This window comes from Desulfobaculum xiamenense (assembly GCF_011927665.1).
GTDB classification, from domain to species: Bacteria; Desulfobacterota; Desulfovibrionia; order Desulfovibrionales; family Desulfovibrionaceae; genus Desulfobaculum; species Desulfobaculum xiamenense.
The window spans coordinates 257547-281373 of sequence record NZ_JAATJA010000001.1 but is presented as its reverse complement, the minus strand read 5'-3'; the positions used below and the strand labels follow the sequence as shown (position 1 = coordinate 281373).

General features: G+C 64.0%; 24 protein-coding genes. 12 read left to right on the top strand and 12 right to left on the bottom strand.

Annotation, left to right across the window (positions count from 1 at the left end; all coding sequences use genetic code 11):
• Window positions 1–62: 62 nt before the first annotated feature.
• Window positions 63–2093, bottom strand: coding sequence for an excinuclease ABC subunit UvrB (uvrB, locus tag GGQ74_RS01260; RefSeq protein WP_167939735.1), 2031 nt, complete (start codon window positions 2091–2093; stop codon window positions 63–65).
• A 209-nt stretch (window positions 2094–2302) separates the two neighbouring features.
• Between uvrB and GGQ74_RS01255 the strand changes: the two genes are divergently transcribed.
• The gene (locus GGQ74_RS01255; RefSeq protein WP_167939734.1) at window positions 2303–2788 is read left to right on the top strand and encodes a hypothetical protein; all 486 of its coding nucleotides are present in this window, start codon (window positions 2303–2305) and stop codon (window positions 2786–2788) included.
• A 180-nt stretch (window positions 2789–2968) separates the two neighbouring features.
• A complete protein-coding gene (locus GGQ74_RS01250; RefSeq protein WP_167939733.1) occupies window positions 2969–3748 on the top strand; it encodes a pentapeptide repeat-containing protein in 780 nt (259 codons plus the stop codon).
• A gap of 38 nt (window positions 3749–3786) precedes the next feature.
• On the opposite strand, the gene aat is transcribed toward GGQ74_RS01250, so the two are convergent.
• The 4 genes from aat to GGQ74_RS01230 all read right to left on the bottom strand — a co-directional run bounded on the left by aat (window position 3787) and on the right by GGQ74_RS01230 (window position 7938).
• On the bottom strand, window positions 3787–4494 hold the full coding sequence (gene aat / locus GGQ74_RS01245; RefSeq protein ID WP_167939732.1) for a leucyl/phenylalanyl-tRNA--protein transferase: 708 nt from the start codon (window positions 4492–4494) through the stop codon (window positions 3787–3789).
• Between the two features lie 75 nt (window positions 4495–4569).
• On the bottom strand, window positions 4570–6849 hold the full coding sequence (clpA, locus tag GGQ74_RS01240; RefSeq protein WP_167939731.1) for an ATP-dependent Clp protease ATP-binding subunit ClpA: 2280 nt from the start codon (window positions 6847–6849) through the stop codon (window positions 4570–4572).
• A complete protein-coding gene (gene clpS / locus GGQ74_RS01235; RefSeq protein WP_167940961.1) occupies window positions 6850–7137 on the bottom strand; it encodes an ATP-dependent Clp protease adapter ClpS in 288 nt (95 codons plus the stop codon).
• Between the two features lie 216 nt (window positions 7138–7353).
• The gene (locus tag GGQ74_RS01230; RefSeq protein ID WP_167939730.1) at window positions 7354–7938 is read right to left on the bottom strand and encodes a class IV adenylate cyclase; all 585 of its coding nucleotides are present in this window, start codon (window positions 7936–7938) and stop codon (window positions 7354–7356) included.
• Window positions 7939–8030: 92 nt separating this feature from the next.
• Here GGQ74_RS01230 and crcB point away from each other — a divergent pair, with 92 nt between their 5' ends.
• Window positions 8031–8408, top strand: coding sequence for a fluoride efflux transporter CrcB (crcB, locus tag GGQ74_RS01225; protein ID WP_167939729.1), 378 nt, complete (start codon window positions 8031–8033; stop codon window positions 8406–8408).
• 23 nt (window positions 8409–8431) lie between these two features.
• Window positions 8432–8773: a DUF190 domain-containing protein gene (locus GGQ74_RS01220; RefSeq protein WP_167939728.1), complete on the top strand. Its 342-nt coding sequence runs from the start codon at window positions 8432–8434 to the stop codon at window positions 8771–8773.
• 3 nt (window positions 8774–8776) lie between these two features.
• Here GGQ74_RS01220 and GGQ74_RS01215 read toward each other — a convergent pair whose 3' ends face one another.
• From GGQ74_RS01215 to GGQ74_RS01200, 4 genes are all read right to left on the bottom strand, one after another.
• A complete protein-coding gene (locus tag GGQ74_RS01215; protein ID WP_167939727.1) occupies window positions 8777–9847 on the bottom strand; it encodes a protein-glutamate methylesterase/protein-glutamine glutaminase in 1071 nt (356 codons plus the stop codon).
• Between the two features lie 34 nt (window positions 9848–9881).
• On the bottom strand, window positions 9882–10718 hold the full coding sequence (locus GGQ74_RS01210; RefSeq protein ID WP_245168159.1) for a CheR family methyltransferase: 837 nt from the start codon (window positions 10716–10718) through the stop codon (window positions 9882–9884).
• Between the two features lie 139 nt (window positions 10719–10857).
• Window positions 10858–12948 carry a chemotaxis protein CheA gene (locus tag GGQ74_RS01205; protein WP_167939725.1) on the bottom strand — a complete coding sequence of 697 codons (2091 nt, stop codon included), beginning with the start codon at window positions 12946–12948 and terminating at the stop codon, window positions 10858–10860.
• Window positions 12938–13333 (bottom strand): STAS domain-containing protein, encoded by a 396-nt coding sequence (locus GGQ74_RS01200; RefSeq protein ID WP_167939724.1) that lies wholly within the window; start codon window positions 13331–13333, stop codon window positions 12938–12940. Before GGQ74_RS01200 ends, GGQ74_RS01205 begins: the two co-directional genes overlap by 11 nt.
• 269 nt (window positions 13334–13602) lie before the next feature.
• Between GGQ74_RS01200 and GGQ74_RS01195 the strand changes: the two genes are divergently transcribed.
• The 5 genes from GGQ74_RS01195 (at window position 13603) to GGQ74_RS01175 (ending at window position 18740) form a co-directional block, all read left to right on the top strand.
• The gene (locus tag GGQ74_RS01195; RefSeq protein WP_167939723.1) at window positions 13603–15531 is read left to right on the top strand and encodes a TonB-dependent receptor plug domain-containing protein; all 1929 of its coding nucleotides are present in this window, start codon (window positions 13603–13605) and stop codon (window positions 15529–15531) included.
• A 70-nt stretch (window positions 15532–15601) separates the two neighbouring features.
• A complete protein-coding gene (locus GGQ74_RS01190) occupies window positions 15602–16444 on the top strand; it encodes a metal ABC transporter solute-binding protein, Zn/Mn family (protein ID WP_167939722.1) in 843 nt (280 codons plus the stop codon).
• On the top strand, window positions 16441–17235 hold the full coding sequence (locus tag GGQ74_RS01185; RefSeq protein WP_167939721.1) for a metal ABC transporter ATP-binding protein: 795 nt from the start codon (window positions 16441–16443) through the stop codon (window positions 17233–17235). Before GGQ74_RS01190 ends, GGQ74_RS01185 begins: the two co-directional genes overlap by 4 nt.
• A 10-nt stretch (window positions 17236–17245) precedes the next feature.
• Window positions 17246–18142 carry a metal ABC transporter permease gene (locus GGQ74_RS01180; RefSeq protein WP_167939720.1) on the top strand — a complete coding sequence of 299 codons (897 nt, stop codon included), beginning with the start codon at window positions 17246–17248 and terminating at the stop codon, window positions 18140–18142.
• A complete protein-coding gene (locus tag GGQ74_RS01175; RefSeq protein ID WP_167939719.1) occupies window positions 18129–18740 on the top strand; it encodes a class I SAM-dependent methyltransferase in 612 nt (203 codons plus the stop codon). Before GGQ74_RS01180 ends, GGQ74_RS01175 begins: the two co-directional genes overlap by 14 nt.
• A gap of 112 nt (window positions 18741–18852) precedes the next feature.
• On the opposite strand, the gene GGQ74_RS01170 is transcribed toward GGQ74_RS01175, so the two are convergent.
• The 3 genes from GGQ74_RS01170 to GGQ74_RS01160 all read right to left on the bottom strand — a co-directional run bounded on the left by GGQ74_RS01170 (window position 18853) and on the right by GGQ74_RS01160 (window position 21477).
• On the bottom strand, window positions 18853–20052 hold the full coding sequence (locus GGQ74_RS01170; protein ID WP_167939718.1) for an aminopeptidase: 1200 nt from the start codon (window positions 20050–20052) through the stop codon (window positions 18853–18855).
• Between the two features lie 81 nt (window positions 20053–20133).
• The gene (locus GGQ74_RS01165) at window positions 20134–20373 is read right to left on the bottom strand and encodes a hypothetical protein (protein ID WP_167939717.1); all 240 of its coding nucleotides are present in this window, start codon (window positions 20371–20373) and stop codon (window positions 20134–20136) included.
• 288 nt (window positions 20374–20661) lie between these two features.
• Complete coding sequence (locus tag GGQ74_RS01160; RefSeq protein WP_167939716.1) at window positions 20662–21477, bottom strand: class I SAM-dependent methyltransferase; 816 nt, start codon at window positions 21475–21477, stop codon at window positions 20662–20664.
• 397 nt (window positions 21478–21874) lie between these two features.
• Here GGQ74_RS01160 and GGQ74_RS01155 point away from each other — a divergent pair, with 397 nt between their 5' ends.
• From GGQ74_RS01155 to GGQ74_RS01145, 3 genes are all read left to right on the top strand, one after another.
• Window positions 21875–22225 (top strand): DUF3192 domain-containing protein, encoded by a 351-nt coding sequence (locus GGQ74_RS01155; RefSeq protein ID WP_167939715.1) that lies wholly within the window; start codon window positions 21875–21877, stop codon window positions 22223–22225.
• A gap of 9 nt (window positions 22226–22234) precedes the next feature.
• Window positions 22235–22915, top strand: a complete 681-nt coding sequence (locus GGQ74_RS01150) for a GDSL-type esterase/lipase family protein (RefSeq protein ID WP_167939714.1) — start codon at window positions 22235–22237, stop codon at window positions 22913–22915.
• Between the two features lie 128 nt (window positions 22916–23043).
• On the top strand, window positions 23044–23805 hold the full coding sequence (locus tag GGQ74_RS01145; protein ID WP_167939713.1) for a transporter substrate-binding domain-containing protein: 762 nt from the start codon (window positions 23044–23046) through the stop codon (window positions 23803–23805).
• Window positions 23806–23827 lie beyond the last annotated feature (22 nt).

Sequence of the window (23827 nt, the reverse complement as noted above, 5' to 3'; positions counted from 1 at the left end):
CAGTTTGGGCATGACGAAACGACGGGCCGGAATCCGGCGCAAGCTGATGCTCATGAATGGTTTCAATCCAGGGTCTGAAGCACACCCCGCAACAGGGAGATGCGGTCACGCAGTTCCGCGGCGCGCTCGAATTCCAGATCCTTTGCCGCAGCCCGCATGTCACGCTCCAGAGTCTTGATCTGATGCGCAATGGCCTTGGGATCACTCCCCAGTGCATCAACCTCGCGTGCGGCGGCGGCCTTCTTCCCCTCGGCAACGGCCTCACCGTACAGGGAATCGAGCACATTATCCATTTTTTTCAGCACGGTTCGCGGGGTTATCCCGTGCTCGGCGTTGTGGCGAAGCTGCCTCTCGCGACGGCGCTGCGTCTCCTCCATGGCCTCGCGCATGGAGCGGGTGACCGTGTCCGCATAGATGATGACCCGGCCATTGGCATTGCGCGCGGCGCGGCCCACGGTCTGCACCAGCGAGCGCGTGGAGCGCAGAAATCCTTCCTTGTCGCCATCGAGAATGGCCACCAGCGAGACCTCGGGGATATCCAGTCCCTCGCGCAGGAGGTTGATGCCCACCAGCACGTCGAATTCGCCCTTGCGCAGGGCCTGAATGATGGCCACGCGTTCGAGTGTGTCGATGTCCGAATGCAAATAGCGCGTCTCCACGCCCATGCTCCGGATGTACTCCGTGAGGTCCTCGGCCATGCGCTTGGTGAGCGTCGTCACCAGCACGCGCTCGTTTTTGTCCCTGCGCGCGCGGCATTCGGCCAGCAGGTTATCCACCTGCCCATCCACGGGACGCACCTCGATCTCGGGGTCCACCAGACCTGTGGGGCGGATGATCTGTTCCGCCACGATGCCCTGCGAGCGCTCGATCTCCCACGGTCCGGGCGTGGCGGAGACGTACACCGTCTGCCCCTTGCGTTCGAGGAACTCCTCGAATGCGAGGGGGCGGTTGTCCAGCGCCGAGGGCAGCCGGAAACCGAAGTCCACGAGGGTCTTCTTACGTGAGCGGTCGCCGTTGAACATGCCACCTATCTGCGGCACCGTGACGTGCGATTCGTCGATGAACATGACGAAGTCGTCCGGGAAATAGTCGAGTAGCGTGGCGGGCGGATCGCCTGCCGTACGGCCGTCCAGATGGCGGGAGTAGTTCTCGATGCCGTTGCAGTAGCCCAGCTCCTCGATCATCTCCAGATCGAGCTGGGTCCGCTGCTCCAGCCGCTGGCGCTCCACCAACTGGTTGCCGTCCTGAAACTCGCGCAGCCGCTCGCCAAGCTCCACGCGGATGTCGGCCATGGCGCGCTGGAGGTTCGGCCTATCCGAAACGTAGTGGCTGGCCGGGAAGATGATCGTCTTGCGGACCTCGGAGAGCACCTTGCCCGTCACGGGGTCCGTCTCGGTGATCATGTCGATCTCGTCGCCGAAGAATTCAATGCGTAGCGCCTGCTGGTTCGAGTAGGCGGGCAGGATTTCGAGCACGTCGCCCCGGATGCGGAAGGTGCCACGGTGGAAGTCGTAGTCGTTGCGCTCGTACTGCACCTCCACCAGCCTATCCACCAGCCGATCGCGCGACATGGGCTGCCCCGGCTCCAGCGGGATGACCATGCGCGAATAGTATTCCGGCGAACCGAGGCCGTAGATGCAGCTCACCGAGGCCACGATGAGCACGTCGCGCCGGGTGAGCAGCGCATGCGTCGCCGCGTGGCGAAGCTTGTCTATCTCGTCATTGATGGACGAGTCCTTCTCGATGTAGGTGTCCGAGTGCGGGAGATAGGCTTCCGGCTGGTAATAGTCGTAATAGCTGACGAAATACTCGACGGCGTTGTGCGGAAACAACTGGCGGAACTCGTTGTAGAGCTGGGCTGCAAGCGTCTTGTTGGGCGCAAGCACCAGCGCGGGGCGCTGCACGGCCTCCACCACCTTGGCCATGGTGAAGGTCTTTCCCGATCCCGTCACGCCAAGTAGCACCTGATCCGTCACGCCCTGCCGGATGTTTTCGGACAGGGCGGCAATGGCCTCGGGCTGGTCCCCGGTCGGCTCGAATGGACTTTCGATGCGAAAGGCAATGTCTGCTGAAACATTCTCGTGTGATGGCATAGCCGTGTGTATACGCACCCGCGCGACAACCGTAAAGGACAGTCGGACCGCGGCCGACGCCGCCCCTTCCGCCCCACCCGCATCCCACGTGAGATTCGACCTTGTGCAACCCTTCACAAAGACGGGAGAATGGCGTAGAACCTTGCCCGAAACGCCGGACATCGCGGCGCGAAGCCAGATTATCACAACGACACGCAAAGGAGCGAGCCATGCAGATACACAGCCAGACCTCTCAGCAACCCCTTCCCACCGATCGCGCCTATGTCATGTCCATGACGATCAAGACCTTCAAGGGCCGCCGGGACGTGGTCGTCCACCTGTTCCGCACCGGATACGACGCCGCGACGGAAGACCACGCCTACCCGTGGCAGCACCTGCTCGGCCAGCCGCTCGACATGCACCACACCGACGACAAGGGCAGCCGCAAGGTGCTGCTCGAAGCCTTCACCAAGGAAGAGCGCGACCAGATTCTCGACTACCTCGCCAAACGCTACGAGGACCGCGTCAGCGAAATCGCCGCGCGTCCCATGGACTTCCCCATCCCGCTCGGGCTGGTGCCGCTGTCCGACATCCCGGAGGGGCAGACCATCGGGTTCATCCGCTTCGACCGCACCCCGAACTATTCCCTGCCCTTCGCCTTCCACGGCCTCTACGACCTCTCGCAGCACGAGCCGGTGGTCGAAGAGCAGGACTAGACTCCCATCGAAACATATCGGCAGGGCCGGGCGGCGCATCGCGCTACCCGGCCCCTTTTCGTGGAGAATCCCGAACAAGCCAGTGCCAGCCGGGCCGGAACGGAATTTAAGACTGGCCTACCGACGCCGCCTCGGGTAATGTCCCGCCCCGTTCTTCACATGCAAAACGAAGTACCGGACATGAACGCACGTACCCCACTGACCCTTCTCCTCGAAGGCCCACAGGCCTGGAACCGCTGGCGCAAGGAAAATCCCGGCGTCCGCATCGACCTGCCCGGCGCGAACCTCTCGGGAGCCGACATTCCCGGCGTGAACCTCGAAGGCGCGACCCTGCGCGGAGCCAATCTCGCAGGGGCGAACCTCGCCGGAGCCAACCTCGCCTCGGCGGACCTCAAGGACGCGGACCTCTCCGGCACCAACGCAAGCGGTGCGGATTTCGAGGACGCCCACATGGCACGGGCGAACCTCACCTGCGCCAATCTCGCCTCGGCCCGGATGCCCGGCGTCAATCTGGATGAAGCTGTGCTGGACAAGGCCGTCCTCGAACGGGCGAACCTTGAGGAAGCCTACATGCAGGGCGCGAAACTGGCCGGACAGAACCTGCGCAGCGCACGGCTGGCCGGAACGGTCCTCGACGGGGCCGACCTCTCGCAGGCCGATCTTTCAGAAGCGGACCTTTCGCAGGCCGATCTGGACGGAACGAACCTCGCGGGAGCGAACCTCGCCGACGCGCTGCTGTGCGACGCGGACTGCGACCGTGCGGACTTTTCCGGCGCAAACCTCACCGGGGCGGACCTTTCCGGCGCGTCCCTGTGCGGAGCACGCTTCGCCCTCGCCACAGGCCTTTCCGCCGCATCACTCGCACAGGCAGGTTCGCTGCACGGGGCGGACATCCCCATGGACATCGAAAGGGAACTGGCAAAGAGCCACCCCGAACTTTTCGAATCGCCCTACGCCTAGCCCGGCCGCAGTGCCGGGCATACGCACCCGTCGCCCCCTCAACGCAGGGGATCGAAGCCCTCGGGCATGATCCACGCCGACGGAGCCGGGCGCTCCTCGCGCAGCCGAACCAACCGCTCCAGAAACTCCGCGCGCGAAATTTCGTACGCGCCAAAGCGCAGAAGATGGTGCGTGGTCTGCTGGCAATCCACGAGACCATAGTCCCAGCGCTCAAGTAGCCGCGCAAGATGCACGAAGGCCACCTTGGACGCGTCCGGGCGCAGGTGAAACATGGATTCGCCGAAAAACACGCGCCCCACGGCCACGCCGTACAGCCCTCCGACCAACTCATCCCCATCCCACGCCTCCACCGAATGCGCCACGCCGAGCGCGTGCAAACGGTTGTAGGCCTCGATCATCTCCGGCACCAGCCACGTCCCGACGTCGTCGCCCCGGCAGACATGGGCGCAGCCGCCAATGACGGCGGGAAAGGCCTCGTCCAGAGTGATTCTGAAGCGCCGCGCATTGATGACGCGCCGCAACGAGCGTGGAATGTGCAATTCCGAGGGCTCAAGCACCAATCGCGGATCGGGGCACCACCACAGGATCGGTTCCCCCGGTCCATACCACGGGAAAATGCCGTTGGCATAGGCTGCGACGAGCCGCTCCGGCGACAGGTCGCCACCGAAGGCCAGAAGCCCGTCCGGCCCGGCTTCCTCGGGATCGGGAAACCACATGTTCATCGTACGCAGATACTCAATCGACATGATGCTCCAAACGGAAACGAGCGCGGACACCACTGGCCCGCGCTCGGTCACGATCATTTCCGCCGACGCGGCGGTCTAGGAGAAGGTGAAGGTCAAGCCGGGTTCGGCCTTGTCGCCCCGTCCCTTCTTCGCCACACGCACACGCGCCTCGCCGCCATGGGCCAGCTTGCCGAAAAGCACCTCGTCCGCGAGCTTGTCCTCGATCTCGACCTTAATGAGCCGCCCCATGGGCCGCGCACCGAAGGTGTCGTCGAATCCCCGCTCGGCCAGCCACTTGCGGGCCTCGGCAGTGAGGACCACCCGCACCCGGCGCTCGGCCAGCCGTCCGTTCAGCTCACCGATGAACTTGTCCACAATGCGCTCCATGATGTCCCCGGTGAGGGAGCGGAACGGCACCACGGCATCGAGGCGGTTACGGAACTCCGGCGAGAAGACCTTTTCCACGGCCTGCATGCACTTGTCCGACCGGTCCAGATACTTGGCGTCGCCGAAGCCGATGGTGGAACCAGCAGCCTCCCACGCGCCGACGTTGGAGGTCATGAGCAGAACGACATGCGAGAAGTCGGCCTTGCGCCCCGTGTTGTCGGTGAGGGTGGCGTAGTCCATGACCTGAAGCAGGATGTTGAATACGTCGGGATGCGCCTTTTCGATCTCGTCCAGCAGGAGCACCGTGTAGGGATTCTTGCGGATGGCATCCGTGAGCAGACCGCCCTGATCGAACCCCACGTATCCGGGAGGCGCACCGATAAGCCGCGCCACCGCATGCTTTTCCATGTACTCCGACATGTCGAAACGCAGGAAGTTCACATTCAGGGACTGGGCAAGCTGACGAGCCAATTCGGTCTTGCCAACGCCAGTGGGGCCGACGAAGAGGAAGCTGCCGGTGGGCTTGCCGGGCTGGGTCATACCCGCACGCGAGCGCTTGATGGCGTGGACCAGCGCCTCGATGGCCGAATCCTGCCCGAACACGCGCCGTTTCAGCTCGTCCTCCAGATGGCGCAGCCGCAGCCGGTCGCTGGTGGAGATGCGCTCCGCAGGAATCCGCGCCATGCGGGCGATGACTTCCTCGATGTCCGCCGGGCGAATGGGGTTGCCCTTGCGGGGGCGCTTCTTGAGCCGATACATGGCTCCGGCCTCGTCGATGACGTCGATGGCCTTGTCCGGCAGGAAGCGGTCATTGATGTGGCGATCGGAAAGCTCCACCGCCGCGCGCAGGGCAGCCTGCGTGTAATGGACGTTGTGGTGTTCCTCGTAGTGGAGCTTGAGCCCCCGGAGGATTTCCACGGTCTCGTCCACGCTCGGCTCGGATACGTCGATCTTCTGGAACCTGCGCGACAGGGCGCGGTCCTTCTCGAAATGGTTGCGGAATTCCTCGTAGGTGGTGGAGCCGATGCAGCGCAGCTTGCCCGAGGCGAGCACGGGCTTGAGGATGTTGGAGGCATCCATGGTTCCGCCGCTGGTGGCACCCGCGCCGACGATGGTGTGGATTTCGTCGGCAAAGAGAATGGCTCCGGGAATCTTGTCCAACTCGGCGAGCACGCCCTTCATGCGGGCCTCGAAATCGCCACGGTACTTGGTTCCGGCCAGCATGGACCCCATGTCGAGGGCAAAGATGCGCACATCGCGAAAGGCCTCGGGCACATCGCCGGAAACGACGCGCAGGGCCAGTCCTTCGGCCAGCGCGGTCTTGCCAACGCCGGGGTCGCCCACGAACAGCGGGTTATTCTTACGCCTGCGGGCGAGAATCTGCACCGTGCGTTCGATCTCGGACGCCCTGCCGATGAGCGGGTCGATCTCGCCACGGCGGGCCTTCTCCACGAGGTCCACCGTGAACTGCTCCAGCATGGAGCCGCCTTCCTTGCGTCCCTCATCCGGCGAGGCAAAGGGCTTGCCGGGGGCGGGCTGGTCATCGCCGGTCCACGGCGTGCGCGGCATGCCGTGCGAAATGTATTCGAGGATATCGAGACGCGTCACCCCGTGGGAACGCAAAAAATACACGGCGTAGGAGTCGTCCTCCTCGAACAGCGCCGCCAGCACGTCCCCCACGTCGACCTTCTCCCGGCCGGAGCTCTGGATGTGCAGGATGGCCCGTTGCAGCACGCGCTGCACGCCAAGGGTCTGCACCACCTCCCCGGTATGGTCCTCGGGCAAGATTTCCATGTGGTCGATGAAGAAACGCTCCAGCTGATGCTTCAGGCGAATGACGTTCACACCGCAATTGACAAGGATATCCCTCCCTGTCTCCTCAAGCAGAACCGCGTAAAGCAGATGCTCAAGGGTCAGGTACTCATGGCTACGACGTTTGACTTCCTTCACGGCCGAACTGAGGACGTTCTCGAGTCGCTTGCTGAGCATCTAGACCTCTTCCATGGTGCATTTTAGAGGGTAGCCCGCCTCGCGTGCGAGCTGGTGCACACGGACCACCTTGGTCTCCGCCACTTCCGCCGTGTAGACGCCGCACACGCCCACGCCCTGGTTGTGGATCTTGAGCATTATCTCGGTCGCCTGCGCCAGAGTCTTCCTGAATACGAAAGTGAGAACGTGAACCACGAAATCCATCGTGGTGTAGTCATCATTGTGAAGCAGCACCTTGAACTTGCGGGGTTCGCGCACCTCGTCTTCGGTGAACGTGTCCGGCAGCATGCCGGGCGACGAAAACGAATCGGCCACCGTAGTCTCCCTTGACGTCTATGGGGCAAGCCTTTCCGGTGCGGGGGACCATACGGTCCGCATCCGCGCCATGCGGGGAAAAAAGGCATTCTCCACCTATTCAAAACCTACGCAAATTACTCTTCCCCGTAAAGAGGCAGCCCCCACGCTCCTAAAATGGAACGGGCGGATGCGAATCCTTCCAGTCGCTTACGAACCGGCAATCTCCATGAGCCGCTGCCGCTCCGCCTCATCGAACGCGAAGCCGTCCTGCTCGGGCAGGCCCGCGCGCTTGCGGTACTGCGCGTTCAGGCTGTGGTAGTTCGCGTCGGAACTGCGGTACGCGTCAAGCCCAAGCTCGACGGCGCATTGGCGGATGGCCTCCGGCTCGCCCTCAATCTCGGCGAAGCTGCCGAAGGGAAGCAGGTCGAGGCAGATGTGACAGCCGCCATACTCCCACGTCTCGCGCAGCTTCTCATACCAGAACGCCACCCCATAGCCGAGGTTCTCGAACACGCGCATGGCGGCGTCGAAGTCCTCGAAGCGGGTCTCGTGTTCGTGACGGACCTTCAGCCCCTGTGGCCCGGATGCGGGCGTCTTGAGGGTAAGCAGGTTCTCGCCGTCGTACCGCAGCCGCAGGAGCACCCCACGCCCGCGCAGGCTACGTTGCGCATCGTCGAGCACGGCGTTTCGCTCGAAGCGAAATGGGTTCCGCCGTGCACCAAGAGCCGCCAGCCTTCGCCGCACGGCCTCGTGGTCCACGTCGATATACTTGATTTCAGTTTCCAGTGGCATAGAATCCCCACGTTCGGGCGGGACGCCCGGTTTCCGGATTGAGTAGCCTTTCCGGCTGCAAACGACAAGGACGACGAAAGAGGAGAATCCCCTTGGAAAAACTGATTTTGCTCGCCATGGCGGGCGGCGCGGGAGCGCTGTCGCGCTACGGACTGGCGGGACTCGTACACAGGTTCGCAGGGGGCGGCTTTCCGGCAGGCACCTTCGTGGTCAACATGATCGGCAGCCTGCTCTTCGGCCTCATCTGGGGCATTCTGGACCAGCGGGCCATCCTCGGCCCGCAGGCGCGCGTCATCATCCTCACGGGATTCATGGGCGCGTTCACCACATTCTCCACCTTCATGTTCGAGACCGCAACGCTCCTGCGCGACGGCCAGTGGCTTCCCGCCGTGCTGAACATCGCCGGGCAGAACATGGTGGGACTCGCCCTGCTCTTCACCGGCCTCGCCCTCGCCCGCCTCGTCCCCTGATCCACCACAAGGAGGAACATGCCATGAAGCTCCCGCTGGACGCCGAAAGGCTGCGCATCTACACCGGAGAGAACGACAGATACCAAGGCCGCCCCGTGCACGAGGTCATCGTGGAGGAAGCCCGGCGCGAAGGCATGGCCGGAGCGACCACCCTGCGCGGCATCCTCGGCTTCGGCGCGAACAGCCGCGTGCACACCTCGAAGATTCTACGCCTGTCCGAGGATCTGCCCGTGGTTACGGAAATCGTAGACGCGCCGGAACGCATCGAAGCCTTCCTGCCACGGCTCGACGCCATGATCCAAGAAGGCCTCGTGGTTCGCGAAAAGGTTCAGGTGCTGGTCTACCGCCACAACGAGGGCAAATAGCCCTCAACGCGCAAGTCGGCAGGACTCTGGCGCGAGCCGCTCAAGCGGCATCACCGAGTCCACCGCCCCGGCCTTGATGGCCTCCTGCGGCATGCCGAAGACCACACAGGTCGCCTCGTCCTGCGCGATGTTGTAGGCTCCGGCGTCCTTCATCTCCTTCATGCCCTTGGCACCGTCGTCGCCCATGCCGGTCATGATCACGCCGATGACGTTGGGTCCGCCATAGCGCGCCGCCGAGCGAAACAGCACGTCCACAGACGGCCTATGCCGCGACACCAGCGGCCCGTCGCGCAATTCCACATAGTAGCGAGCGCCGCTGCGCTTGAGGAGCATATGCCTGTTGCCGGGCGCGATGAGCGCCTGCCCGCGCAGGATGGAATCGTTGTTCTGCGCCTCGCGCACGGTGATGCGGCACAACCCGTCGAGCCGCTGGGCAAAGGCCGCCGTGAACTTTTCCGGCATGTGCTGGACGATGGCGATGCCCGGACAGTTGGGCGGCATGGCCTCCAGAAACACCCGCAAGGCCTCGGTCCCGCCGGTAGACGCCCCCACACAGAGGATTTTTTCCGTGGTGGTCAGCGACGTATGATTATGCACGGGGGGTGCGGAGATGACCGCGTCCGCCGAGAGCTTCGGCTGCACCACCACCGGCTTCGCGGCCACACGCTTCAGGTTTGCATGGGCGGCGGCGCGCACGGCGTCGGTGATGCGGATGCGCGATTCCTCCAGAAACTGCCGCGTGCCCACGCGCGGCTTCTCGATGATCTCCACCGCGCCGTACTCCATGCAACGCATCACCGTTTCCGAGCCGTTGGTCGCAAGCGAGGAGCACACGACCACCGGCACTGGATGCTGGCTCATGATCTTGCGCAGGAAGGTCAGGCCGTCCATGCGCGGCATTTCGATGTCCAGCGTGATGACGTCCGGAACGCTCTCCATCATCTTCTTCGCCGCCGCGAAGGGGTCCGCAGCGGAGCCGATGACCTCGATGCCGTTATCGGACTCCAGTATCTCGGTCATCGTGTTGCGCACTATAGCCGAATCGTCCACCACCAGCACCCGAATCTTGCCCATACGCCCTCCACGGACACCCGGCGAACGCCAGAAATCACCCGGAATGTCGTCGCTCGCCCGTCTTGATGTAGATTGTCGGCTCCACCTGCCGTAGCGGCAGGCCCATCCCCGTCAGACTCTCCGAATGGCCGATGAACATGTGCCCGCCCACCCGCAGTTGATCGCTCAACCGGCCGAGCAGCACCTCCTGCGTCGGCCTGTCGAAGTAGATGATCACGTTGCGGCAGAACACCACGTCCATCTGCCTGTCGAGGCGGAAATCCTCCATGAAGTTCAAACGCTTGAACGTGACCTGCCGCCGCAGTTCCGGCACGATGCGCACCATGCGCCGCGCCCGGTCCTTGCTGCGCAGCAGGTACTTGCGCTTGAGCGCGTCGGGCACGCCGCGAGCCTGATCCTCGGTGTAGATGGCGCGGACCGCGGCGGAAAGCGCCTGCCCGGATATGTCCGTGGCCAGAATGTCGAACCGGAATCCGGGGCGCAGTTCGGAAAACTCGGTGCATACCATGGACAGCGTATACGGCTCCGCACCGATGGAGCACCCCGCGCTCCATATGCCGAACGGCCTCGCCGTTCCGTTCTCCGCGTACCAGTACGGCAACGCGGACTGGAGCAGATAGTCGAAATGGCGAGACTCCCGGAAGAAGTCCGTCGTGTTGGTGGTAACGCAGTCGATGAGGTAGGACAGCTCCAGCTCCAGCCCCCGAGGGCTGAAGAGATAGCTCGCATATGCGGAATAGCTCTCCAGTCCGAGCACGCGCAGCCGCTTCTGCAAGCGCGCCTCCAGCATGGTCTTCTTCGCGCGTTGCAGCTTGATGCCGCACGTCTCGTGGATGAACTGCGCAAAGCGCGCGAAATCCCGCTCGTCCATGGAACGGGGAACGCCCACCTGTACGGCGCGTCCGCCTTCACGATTGTCTCTGGTCACCCGTCCTCCCGCTTGCGCTCCGCTTTTCGCGGCACCGGGACCGCCTCTTCCGTTATCACGCGGCATGCCGCTGTCCGCGCGCTCATCCGCCCATGCCGACCTCGGGGCGCAGGGTGCGCATAAGTCCCTGCACATCGAGAATCAGCGCCATGGAACCGTCCACGCGCACCGTCGCGCCGGAAAAGGCCCGCACGTCACGGTAGAGTCTGCCGAGGCTACGGATGACGGTCTGATGCTCGCCAACCACCCGGTCCACCACGATGCCCATGCGCCGGTTCTCCACCCCCGCAACCACGATCTGCTCCACGCTCGGCCGGGTGCCGTCGAGTCCGAAGACCTCGCGAAGCCGCACCCACGGGATAATCTGCCCGCGAATGTCGAGCACCTGCGCCTGACGCGGCGAAAATTCCAGACACTCCTGCACCGACGCCAGCGGGATGACGTAGAACTCCCCGCCCACCTGCACCTGTAACCCCTCGATGATGGCCAGCGTCAGCGGGATGCGCAGGGTGAAGCGCGTGCCGCCGCCCGGCGTGCTCTCCACCTCCACGCTGCCGCGAAGCGAGTCGATACCCCGGCGCACCACGTCCATGCCCACGCCGCGCCCGGACAGATTCGTCACCTCGTTCATGGTGGAGAACCCCGGCTCGAAGATGAGCGAGAGCACATCCGCGCTCTTGACCTCGGCCTCCGCGCCGACGATGCCCATCTCCCGTGCGCGGGCGAGAATGCGTGAGGAGTCCATGCCGCGTCCGTCGTCCTCCACGATGATGCGCACCTCGCCCCCGGCGTGGGCCGCGCCCAGCCGAATCCGCCCCGCCTCGGGCTTGCCCGCCGAGGCCCGCACCTCCGGGGACTCTATGCCATGGTCCGCACAGTTGCGGATGAGATGCACGAGCGGATCGCCCATGCGCTCGAAGACGGTCTTGTCGACCTCCGTCTCCGCGCCGAAGGTTTCCAGCTCAATGTGCTTGTCGAGCTCGTTAGACAGATCATGCACCAGCCGCCGAAAGCGGGAGAACATGTGCCCGATGGGCAGCATGCGCACGGACAGCGTCCGCTCCCGCAGGCGCGAGGACAGCCGCTCCAACTCCTCGGACAGCCGCGCGAGGTGGTGCCTGCTGCCATCCGTCGCGGCCTGCGTGATCTGGGCCTGCACGATGGCCAGTTCGCCCACGAGCGACACGAGGTCGTCCAGCTTATCTGCGGAAACGCGAATGCTCGACGAGTCCGCCTCCTGACGACGGCGTGACTTGACGCTTCGCACGGCCTCCTGCTCCGCCAGCGCGGACCGCAACTGGTCGTCGGACACGCGGCCCGAATCGGTCAGCAGTTCGCCCAGCCGGCGATGCTCCCCAAGGGCCGAACGCAGATCGTCCTCGCTGATGTCGCCGCGCTCGACAAGGATATCCCCCAGCCGGGGCTGCACCTCGTCATCGCCATCGGCATGCACCGCCTCCAACACCTCGATAGTCAGTTCCCCGAGTCCGTCGGCGAAGATGAACACGTCGCGGATGGCATCCTCGCCCCGGTCCGTGGTCAGCACCACGTCCCAGCCCAGCAGGCACAGTTCGGGATCGAGTTCGGACAGCGGCGGAATGCGCCCCGTACGCGCCACGACCACGCATTCGCCAAGCTCCGCCAGATCGGCCATGAGGCCAAGAGGATCGACGCCCGACGCGAAAAGCCCCTCGTCCGGGCGAAAGCGGATGCGGTAGGAAAAGGTCTCGCCACAAATCTCAGGACATGGAGCCTCCTGCGGGGGGGGCGCATCGTCCCCGGGACAGGAGTCGTCCGTCGCGCCGCACAAAACACGAAGCCGCGCGACAATTTCCTCGCCCCGCGCGGGATCGGCTTCGGCGCGCTCGTCGAAGAGGGACAGCAGATGATCGCGGGCCGCCAGCGTCAGGTCGAGGAGCTCGTGCGACACGGCAAGCCGCCCCTCGCGCACGCGGGCGAAGGTGCCCTCCACCTCGTGCGCGAACATGGCGATGTCGTCGTGGCCGAACATGGCCCCCACGCCCTTGACCGTATGCAACGCCCGGAAGACGCGGTCCACGTTCTCGCGATTGGTGGGTTCGTCCTCCAGTTCGAGAAGCGCGGATTCGAGTTCGGCAAGATTCTCGTGGACCTCCTCCCGAAAGAGTTCGCGCGTGGCGTCGTCAAGCGGCATGCGTTCCCCCTTCTCCCTGCGGCGGTTCCAGACCTGCGGCCGGTGGCGATGCGCCATCGCCATCAAAGCCCTTGAGCGTCAGCCCCGCCCCGTCCGAAGCGGCAAACCCGGCCCGAGCGGCGGCCTCCAGCACGGATGCGGAAATCTCATCTCCGAGCGTCAGCCCGACGCCCTGACGACCAGCCTCCAACCCGGCGGCGTGCAGAAGCTGGAAAAACGCGGCATCCACCGGCCCGGCATCGGACAGGTCCACCGTCACACGCGCATGCGCCTCCAGCGCGTCGAGCACGCACTGCCGAAGCTCGCCGACGCACTCGCGCGTCCACTCGCCCGTAAGCGCCAAAACGCCTCCTCCATCCCCATCACGCATTGAAAAATCGCCCATGCGTCCTCCCGACCAGGCAAGCCCGTATAGGGTTTCCCATCAGAACATCTCTAGGACGAATGGGCACAGGAATCAAGTGCCACGCCCGAAATCAGGCATAGCCCCTCCTTGCGACCGTATCCGGCTTGTAGCACCACAAACGTTTTCAGACCCTTCTGGTAGTGTAACGGCCCAATTCGTCATCGCTTGAGTTGTCAGTATTATTTTTTCGTGCTACCGACACAGGCAATTTCAACCAACATTCCAAACCGTTCGAATTGGGGGATAGGATGAAGAAGCATCTGGTGGCCGGAATCCTGCTTCTGGCCGCACTCGTGTCGTCCGTTTCCGCACTGGCGGGGGAAACGGAAAAGCCAGCCGACGCCGTTCGGCTGGACGAAATGACCGTTGTCGCCACACCGCTCATTCATGGTAACGAGGTGGACCGCTACGGCGCGGTCAGCACCGTGGTCAGCGAGGAACAGATTCGCGACCTCAACGCGCTGGACATCGCCTCCGCCCTGCGGCGCACGCCGGGCGTGACCATCACCCGCTACAACCCCGTCGGCGCGTTCGGCGGCGGCGAGGGCGGCGCGGTCTTCGTGCGCGGCATGGGTTCAAGCCGCCCCGGCAGCGAAATCAAAACCTACATCGACGGCGTGCCCGTCTACATGGGCCTGTGGAACCATCCACTGCTCGACCTGCTGCCCATCGACCCGGCCGGTTCCGTCGAAGTGATCAAGGGCCCCCAGCCCCACCGCTTCGGCGATGCCTTCTCCGCCATCAACATCGTGCCCAAGACCGCCTACGGCAAGGATACCTTCACCACACTCGAAGCGGCGGGCGGCAGCTACGGCACCGTGTCCCAGTCCATCGAGCACGGCGGCGACCTCGGCGGGTTTGACTACTACCTCGGTGAAGGCTTCCGCCGTTCCGACGGCCACCGCTCCGGCGGCGACGGCCGTCAGGCCAGCCTCTTCGCCAACCTCGGCATGGACCTGAACGACAACTGGAGCGCCCGCGTCTTCGCGCTGGGCCTCGACAACGCGGCTGGCGATCCCGGTCCCGACACCGGCGGCGAGACCGACGGCACGTACGACACGGGCCTGCGCATGGCCGTGGTGACACTCGCCAACGACTTCGGCGTGGCGGACGGCGAACTGAAGTTCTTCGTCAACGCGGGCGAAGGCTACTGGAAGGATCAGAGCGGCGATGACGACGAGAACCGCAACGACTTCTGGTTCTGGGGACTCAAGGCCCACGAGACGGTTCGCCCCATCGACGGTCTGGAACTGACCGCAGGCATCGACCAGCAGTGGTGGGACGGCAACATCCGCAACACCAAGGACGATGGCACCGAAAGCTCCGTCCTCGTTCCCGAGTTCTCGCTCTGCATGCCCTATGCGTCTGCCAACTACCTCATCGGCGACGAAAAGGGCTGGCACGCCATCCCCTCCGTGGGCGCGCGCTTCTACAGCCACAACAAGTTCGACGACACCACCGCCCCGCACGCGGGCATCGTGGCGGGCTACGGCACCACCGAGGTCCACGCCTCCATCGCCAAGGGCGTCGTGTATCCCGGCCTCGAAGTGACCATGGTTCCGCCCGTTTCCTCCGCCATCACCAAGTGGGACGAGCTGGACCCCGAAGAGGTCTGGCATACCGAGATCGGCATCCGCCACACCTTCAACGCCTACGTGCGGGCCGACTTCACCTACTTCCACGACGACGGCGAGAACCGCTACGTCTTCACCCCCGGCCGTCCGCCAAGCGCGTGGAGCAACACCGAGGAATTCGACGTGCAGGGCATCGAGGCAAGCGTCACCGTCACCCCGACGGACGACATCGCGCTCTTCGCCAGCATCACCACGCAGGACGTCGATCCCGACAACATGCCCTACGCGCCGGACACCACGGTCAAGGCAGGCGTGAACTGGCACTTCGCCGAACTGTGGACCCTGTCCGCGGACTGCGAATACGTGGACGACATGTACGCGCTCAGCCAGTCCCGCAAGACCACCGTCGCGAACACCGAAAAGGTGGACAGCCACTTCCTGCTCAACGCCCGACTGGCCCGTGCCTTCGAGCTGCCCAGCTGGAGCGCGAAGGGCGAGGTGTTCTGCGCGCTGGAGAACATCACCGACACCGACTACGAGTACCGGCCCGACTACCCCATGCCCGGCATCAACGGCATGGTTGGCGCCCGACTGACCTTCTAGAAACCGAAGGCCACGCGGTCCGGAACATCCGGACCGCGTGGCCTCCCAACCTTTCCGCAAAGGACGCACCATGCCCGCACGGCCTATCATCGCCATGCTGCTTCTGGCCGCAGCGCTCCTTCTGCCCCCCGCGCAGGCGACCGCCGAAGAGCCTCGACTCATCGCGGGGACGACCATCATTGCCGACATCGTCCACGACATTCGGCCCGACGCGCAAATCCGCACGCTCATCCCCGGCGGTTCGTGCCCCGGCCACTACGACCTGCGCCCCGGCGACATGCGCCTGCTGCACGATGCGCAGGCCACCATCCTGCACGACTGGCAGACCGGACAGGGCGGCATCCGCGCCCTCATCGAGGCCACACAGGGCGGCAGCATGCGCGTCATCCCCATCGCCACCCCCGGCAATCCCATGACGCCCCAGACACAGGAACTCTGCACGCTGGCCGTTGCCGAAGCGCTGGCCTCGCTCGCCCCCGAGCGGCGCGAAGACCTCCTCCTCGCCGCAGCCCGCCGCAACGACTCCACCCGCGACACGGCCGCGCAGCTTCTGGCACATTTCGCCAAGGCTGGCGCGAGCGAAACGCCCGTCGTCTGTTCGGATATGCAGGCACCCTTTGTCCGCTGGGCCGGATTTTCCATCGCCGCCACCTATGGCCGCCCGGCGGACATGACGCCCGACCAGTTGGCCCGGGTCATCGACGCGGGACGCGCCGCATCGGCACGCCTCGTCATCGACAACCTCCAGAGTGGCGGAGGCGGGGAAGCCATTGCCGAGGAACTCGGCGCACGCCACGTCGTTCTCTCCAATTTCCCGGACGCGTTTCCGGATACGCCCACCTGGGCGGCAACCATCACCGCCAACGCAGAGCGCCTACTCACCGCGCTCTCCGCGCAGCGGAGCACGAAATGAGCGCGGCGCGACACATGGACGACGCCGTCATCCGCATGGAAAACGCCAGCGCGGCCTATGGCCGCCACGTGGCCATGCGTGACGTCAGCATCGATATCCGCCGGGGCGACTTCCTCGGCGTCATCGGTCCCAACGGAGCGGGCAAGACCACCCTGCTCACGGTGGTCAACGGACTGGGGCAACTCGTCGGCGGCCGCGTGACTGCGCTCGGGTGCGAGGTCACGCCCGCCAGCGCCGGTGAACTGCGAAGGCGCATCGGCTACGTGGCGCAACAACAGGACATCGACCCGCTGCTGCCCATTTCGGTGCGCGAGTCCATCCTCGTCGGCTGCATGGGACGAGTCGGCCTGCTACGCAGAATCCCGCGTCAGGCTCGGGAGCGAACCGAGGAGCTCATGGCGCTCGTCGGCCTTGATGCTCTTGCCGACCGCCCACTCGGACATCTCTCGGGCGGCGAACGACAGCGGGTGGCCATTGCCCGCGCACTGCTTCAGGAACCGGAAATCCTGCTCCTCGACGAACCGACAGCGGCCCTCGACTGGCAGGCCCAGCGGGAAATCCTCGCCCTCATCCAGAGCATCCACCAGCGCTTCGCGCTGACGAGCCTCATCGTCACCCACGACCTGAACACCATTCCGGACATCGCCAACCGCATAGCCTTCATGAAGGCCGGGCGGCTCATGTGGGAGGGACCAGCGGACCACGCTGTGGACGAACAGCGCCTGAGCGTCCTCTACGGCACGCAGATACGCGTCGCGGACTTCAACGGCAGACGCCACGTCTGCTACTAGGGAACATGTCATGGACGCATCCATATTCCACTACGCATTCATGCAGAAGGCTCTGCTGGCAGGATTTCTCGGCGGTGTGTCCTGCGCTCTGGCCGGGGTTGTCGTGGTCACCATGCGCATCACGGCCATCGGCACCTGCATGGCCCACGCGGCGTTCGCCGGGGCACTCCTCGGTATACTACTCGGTATCGACCCCACCCCGCTCGCCTTCGCATTCAGCCTCGGCGCGGCGGGAATCATCGGCCCGCTGGCTGACAGGGCCGACTTCGCGCCCGAAACGGTGGTCGGCATCGTCTTCTCGGCCATGCTCGGGCTGGCCTTCCTCTTCGTGGGCCTCCTGCCCGGACCGAGGACAGCGGCGCTCAACCTCTTCTGGGGCAACATCCTCACCGTGGGCTGGCACGACATCGCCTACATGGGCGGCACCACGCTGGTGCTCCTCGCCGCGCTCGCCCTGTTCTTCAAGGAAATACAGGCAGTGCTCTGCCACCGCGCCACGGCGCTCGCCGTGGGCATCCCCGCCACGGCCATCTTCAACGCCATGCTCTTCGCCACCGGAGCCACCGTGGCGGCCTCGCTGCAAAGCATCGGCGGACTGCTCATCTTCAGTCTCATCATCAACCCGGCGGCCGCCGCCTATCAGCTCTCCTACAGCCTAAAGCACATCTTCCCGCTGGCCGCGCTGTTCGGCGTCGCGTCCTGCTGGGGCGGCCTCGCCCTCTCCTACGCGTTCGACATCCCCTCGGGCGCGGTCATCGTCATGCTGTCCACGGCGCTCTTCATCGCATGCACCATCCTCTCCCCGAAAAAGCGGGGGCTGTCGCATCGCGAGCGCCTGTCACTCACCTTCTCCCGAACGGTCTGCACCGCCGGGGAACCCATACGGAGGGATCATGTACACAGATAAGGCGGCCTTCTTCGACGTTCAGGCCGACGCGCGCTGGGCGGCAGCGGAATACGGCCCGCACGAGGAGCCCCGGCTTGCCCGCCTCTTCGACGAAACGGGCGACCTCGCCGGCTGCGGCGTGCTGGAACCCGGCTGCGGCACGGGACGGCTCACCCGGCTCCTCGCCCAGCGCGTCGGGCACGAGGGCTTCGTCCTCGGCATGGACGTCAGCCCCATCATGGTCGAACGCGCCCATGAGCGCCTCGCGGGATGCGCCAACGCGGAGGTGCGGCTCGGAGCCATCGAGGACATCCCGCTCACCCCGCAGTCCTTCGACCTCGTCCTGTGCCATCAGGTCTTCCCACACATCGAGGACAAGGCAACCGCCCTCGCCCGCATGGCCGAGGCCCTGCGCCCCGGACAGCGCCTCATCATCAACCACTTCATCAATTCAGCCACAATCAACGACCACCACCGCAAGGCCGGAACCGCCGTGAAGCACGACACCATGCCCACCCCGGACGTCATGCGCACCCTGCTCGACGCGGCGGGATTTCGCATCGAAACCGTCGTGGACGACGAGTTGGGCTACATGCTCTCGGCCCGCCTGACGCGCTAAACGCCGCGCCATTCCCGCTCCGACAAAAGAAAAGGCTCCCGGAATGCATGCATTCCGGGAGCCTTTATTTCCTCAAACCAACGGCGGCGTTGCCGCGATACGCAAACCGCGACTAGATCGCGAACCGCCCGTTCTCGTAGATCACGCGCGTCCCGCCGCCATGGAGCTTAGCGGTAACGGTCTTGGGTTCGGTATTCACCAAATCCCAGTGCAAGGCCGACGAATTGAAGCCGAGTTCCTCCTTGAGCAGAGAAGACAACTCCCGCTGGGACCCCGAGTAGGTTCCCGGATACGACGACCCGAGGGCGAGATGGCAATTGCCGTGCGTGCCACCGAAATTCTCATCGAACAGCGTGGAGGCCATGAATCGGTCGATGGGCGAAAAGCGGGTGTCCGTAAGGGAAAACTCACCAACGCGCCCAGATCCCTGATCCATGGAGACCTGCTTGCGCAAAAACTCCCCGCCCTCCTCGGCGTCGGCAGCCACCACCGTTCCATCCCGGAATTCGAGGCGCACGCCGCGCACGTAGTTGCCACTGCGGAAGGACGGCTGATCCGCATAGTACACGCCGCTCGTTCCACGCCAATCCGGGGAGACGTAGAGTTCGAAGCTCGGAATGTTATGACCCGTCACTCCCAGCCAGCGCCGCAATTCGCCGATGCGCACCGTGAGGTCCACGTGCTCCGACTCCACACGGAAGGTTTCCGCGCCAAGGCCGTCAAGCCATGTGCGCAGTTCCTTCACGCGCTTGAGCACATGCCGCCACTCCATCACCGGGTCCGCCTTGTTCAGATAGCAGGCCGAGGCGATGCACGCTGCGTAGTCATCAATGCTCATCCCCGCGCTGGCTGCCAGCGCTTCCGTGGGCCACATGCACAGGGTCCAGCCATACAGCCCGCCCTGCTCGCGTTCCTCCAGAATGTCGCGAAGCGGTTTTCGCGCGGCGGCCACTGCACCGATCGCCTGCGGATCGACATCGGAAAGATGCGTCAGCGACTGCGGCGCGAGGAGATGGATGGAGCCATCAAGATGCCTGTTGAGTTCCGCATCGCCCGGCGTCTGGAAGACCAGCTGTCCCGGACTTGCCGCATGGTAGAAATCCCGCTCCATGCGCGCTGAGAGGTTCACCCGCTGCACCGTGTTGATATGACGATCGACAAGCAACGCGTACACGGCCTCGGCCAACGGCATGGCGGGCATGTCCCACCGCAGCGCGGCAAGGCTGCCCGGAGCGAGAGGTTCGCCACGGGACACGTCGAGCGCCCACAGCAACACCTCGGCATATTTCTCCGTCTGTTCACGGGATAACATCAACTTCCCCCCTGTCTGGGCAAAAAAAACGGGCAGGATGCGAAAAGGACGCACCCTGCCGCCTGATTGGATACATTTGCATCACGCCATCAGATCGCGCACCAGTCCGATGAGATGTTCGGCGGCGATAACGCTCTTGCGGGGCATACCGATGAAATCCGGATACTGATCCGCAATCTTCTGCGCCCACAGCACGGACGCCGCGCTGGCATCGGTGTGGGTAAGCGGGGTTCCGGTCCGCACCTTGGCCATCAGCACAGTCTTCGTCATCCTCGCGCCACTGTTAGTGACGACATTGACGAAATTATCGGGCACACTCATGGCTCACTCTCCAGTGGTCATCAAGCGGAGCCGCTGTCCATGCCATTCCGCCCGGCGCTCTCATAGTGCTCCCGTCTTCCGTCGGGAGCCAACCGTTCCGTCCTGTTGTGCGCCAACCGCCCGACGAAGGGAACCCTTTCGGCGGGCAGGCGGGCACACAGTTCGGTACGTGATTCAAGCCTAGCACACTACGCAAAGGGTTTCCACAGCGGATTGCCTTGCCCGCCACGGAAACCGATACGCGAAAACATCGGGCACACGCCGAAAAACAGGCGCCCTACTCAAGCATCAAAGCTTTATGGCCACCAGCGAGTTCCCGAAGGTCCCAAAAAGCAGACGGCTCAACCAGCCGATTTTCCTGTTCGAGTTGGGATAGACGTACTTCGCCCAGAAGGAGAAGAACCCGCCCTGACAACGGCTGGTGTCGATCTCGTGCGTGAGGTCCGAGACGTCCTTGACGATGCAAAACCCGCGCGAAGTCACCATGTTGATGGCTTCCGCCCGCGTGAAGCGCGTCTGCACGGGAACATAGAGATGATCCAGAATGCCCGACACGAGATCGGGGCTGATGCCGCAGCGCAGCAGGAAACGCTGCGCCCATCGCATGGAGACATGCCGGAATGGCGGTCGCAGCGCTCCGCTTATCATACTGAGCAATCCGCCATGCCCATACGTGGCGATGAGCAGGTGCCCGCCCGGCTTGAGGGCCCGGTAGAGGTTGTCGAGAGCGAAATTCTTGTCCGGCAGATGCTGGAAGACGCCCCGGTGATGAATCACGTCGAACGCCTCTCGCGGCAGATCCTGACTGCACAGGTCGAAGGTCATGAACTCGCAGTTGGGACGCTCGCCATGCACGGACTCGAAATTGCTGCGGGCGCTTCGGATGTTGTTCTCGGAAAGATCCAAAACGACGAGGCGGGCCGGGTTGTAGCTCATGAGTTGGATAGCCTGCGCTCCCATACCGCCGCATCCGGCCTCAAGAACGGTCTTGCCTTCGAGAAGATGCTCCGAAATGTCCCATGCGGCATGTAGCGGAACCGAAAGATCCGTGCTGACGCTATCCGCGTGCAGGGGGTGAAGCTCACTGTAGAACTCTGAATCCATGCAGCCCTCCACAAGTCCAGTCGATTGTCCGTCTTCCCGCCTCAGTCCATTCACACTCGCCCCTCCACTTCGGGGAGCTCCCGACGTATGGACCACAGGGCAGCTCCAACCGAAAGAGCGTAAACATTCATGGGGGTTTTGTGCACTACCGGGGATAGAAACCCGATTTGACATGGAATATGCCACGCCGCGCAAAAAATGGCAACCAAACTGGCGACATCGCTCACTGCGAAGAATGCAGACTGCCAATCATTGCCAACCACACTCATTTTCCAGCGCCCTTGCACTTTTCTCCAGTACATTGTACACGATGCAAGATTGCCGTAATGAATGGATTTTCCTATGCTGCGCACGCATGTGCCATGCATAAAAACCGCGCATCCCGCAGGAGGCATCGATGAAGAGACTTTCCATCGTCATGGCGCTTGTTCTCGTGGCCACGCTGGTTTCCGCCTGTGCAGGAATCAATTCCTCCATGCGGACCAACCGTGCGAATCTGCTGCGTCTCGAACCGGGCATGAACGAGGCCCAGATCGTCGAAATCATGGGACAGCCGAACTTCAAGGACGTCAATGCCGAGCCGGCCAGGACCCGCACCGTCCTGTGGTATTACACCAACGAGATGGGCGACGGCTGCCTCGCGACCTCCATGAGCCACATCGGTGTCACCCGGCAGGACTGCACCCCGCTGGTCCTCGTCGGCAACAAGCTCACCGCCACCGGCAAGGCGGCGAAGCTCTACTACTGACGCCCAACCATGACGACACGCAATCCGAAGGGGCACGGGCACTTTGTCCGGCCCCTTTTCCTGCTCGTTCTGGCATCGCTGATTGCGCTGCCCCTCGGTTGCGACGCGCCCGCACGGCTCTCCCCCCTTGCCGCCGATGCGGTGATTCTAGCCTTCGGCGACAGCATCACTCATGGCACGGGTTCCGCAGGCTTCGGCACCGTCGACCCGAAGGCCAGCTACCCAGCCCAGCTTCAGACCCTGATTGGTCGCACCGTCATCGAATCCGGCATACCCGGCGAAACATCGGACACGGGCCTCGCCCGCCTGCGGGAGACGCTTCCCACTCTCCACCCCACCCTCGTCATCCTGTGCCACGGCGGAAACGACATGCTGCGCAACACCCCCGAAGCGCAAATCGAGCGCAACCTGCGCGCCATGATCCAACTCATCCGCGAGGCGGACGCGGACGTTCTGCTCGTGGCCGTTCCCCATCCCGGCTTCGCACTACGCCCGGCCCCTCTGTATGACAATGTGGCCAAGGACCTACATGTCGTCCTCGAACGGGACATCCTCGCCACCATTCTGGCTGACACCACACTCAAGTCCGACCCATTGCACCCAAACGCTCGCGGGTACGCGCTCCTTGCGGACGCCATTGCCCGCCGCCTCGTCGAGGCAGGCGCGGTGGAACGTCCCTCCCAGCCATAGCCTCCCGCCGCGTCATCGCACCCCTCGAATCATCCTTGAGGGGCTCCTCTTTTTCGCTCATACTGGGGAACTCCAGCGGGCTGGCGCCCTTCGCCGCCCACATCACCTCCACGCACGAGTTCACCGGCATGAGACTGTTCACCCTTGTCGCCAAGGCCTGCATACTGACCTGCCTACTCTGCACGGCCCTGCCGAACGCGGCCTGCGCAAAGCGGGTCATCGTCGCGGTCAACGACGACTATGCTCCTTTCACCTTCCGCGCCAACGGCACGCTCTCCGGATTCGACATCGACATGTGGGAAGAGATCGCCCACGAATTGAAGCTGGACTTCATGTATCGGCCCGAGGATTTCTCGAACATCTTCGACACGCTTCTCGCCGGACGGGCCGACCTCGCCGTGACGGGCCTGAGCATCACCGATCAGCGCAAGACCATCGTCGACTTCTCCATCCCCTACCATCACACCGGCTTGCGCCTTCTGGTGCGCGAATCGGAGGAGAAGATCACCGACGTCAACGACCTCGCCGGACGCATCGTCGCCTGCAAGATCGACACGACCAGCGCGGAATTCGCCACCCGCCGAATTCCCGACGCGATGGTCAGCCTGTTCCGCAACATCGACGACGCATTCCTCGACCTGCAATTCCGCAAGATCGACGCCATCATCTTCGACGCTCCGGCCGTGGAACATTATGCCGCAAACGCGGGCAAGGGACGGGTCAAGGCCGTGGGGCCGCTTCTCGATCCACAGGACTACGCCATCGCCTTCAAAAAGAACTCGCCACTTCTCGATCAGGTAAACAAGGCTCTTGAGCGAATGAAGCAGGACGGCCGCCTCGACCGCCTGCGCGAACGCTGGCTCGGAAAAACGCAGGAAGGCGGAAACTGACACAATCAGTTCCCGCCTTCCA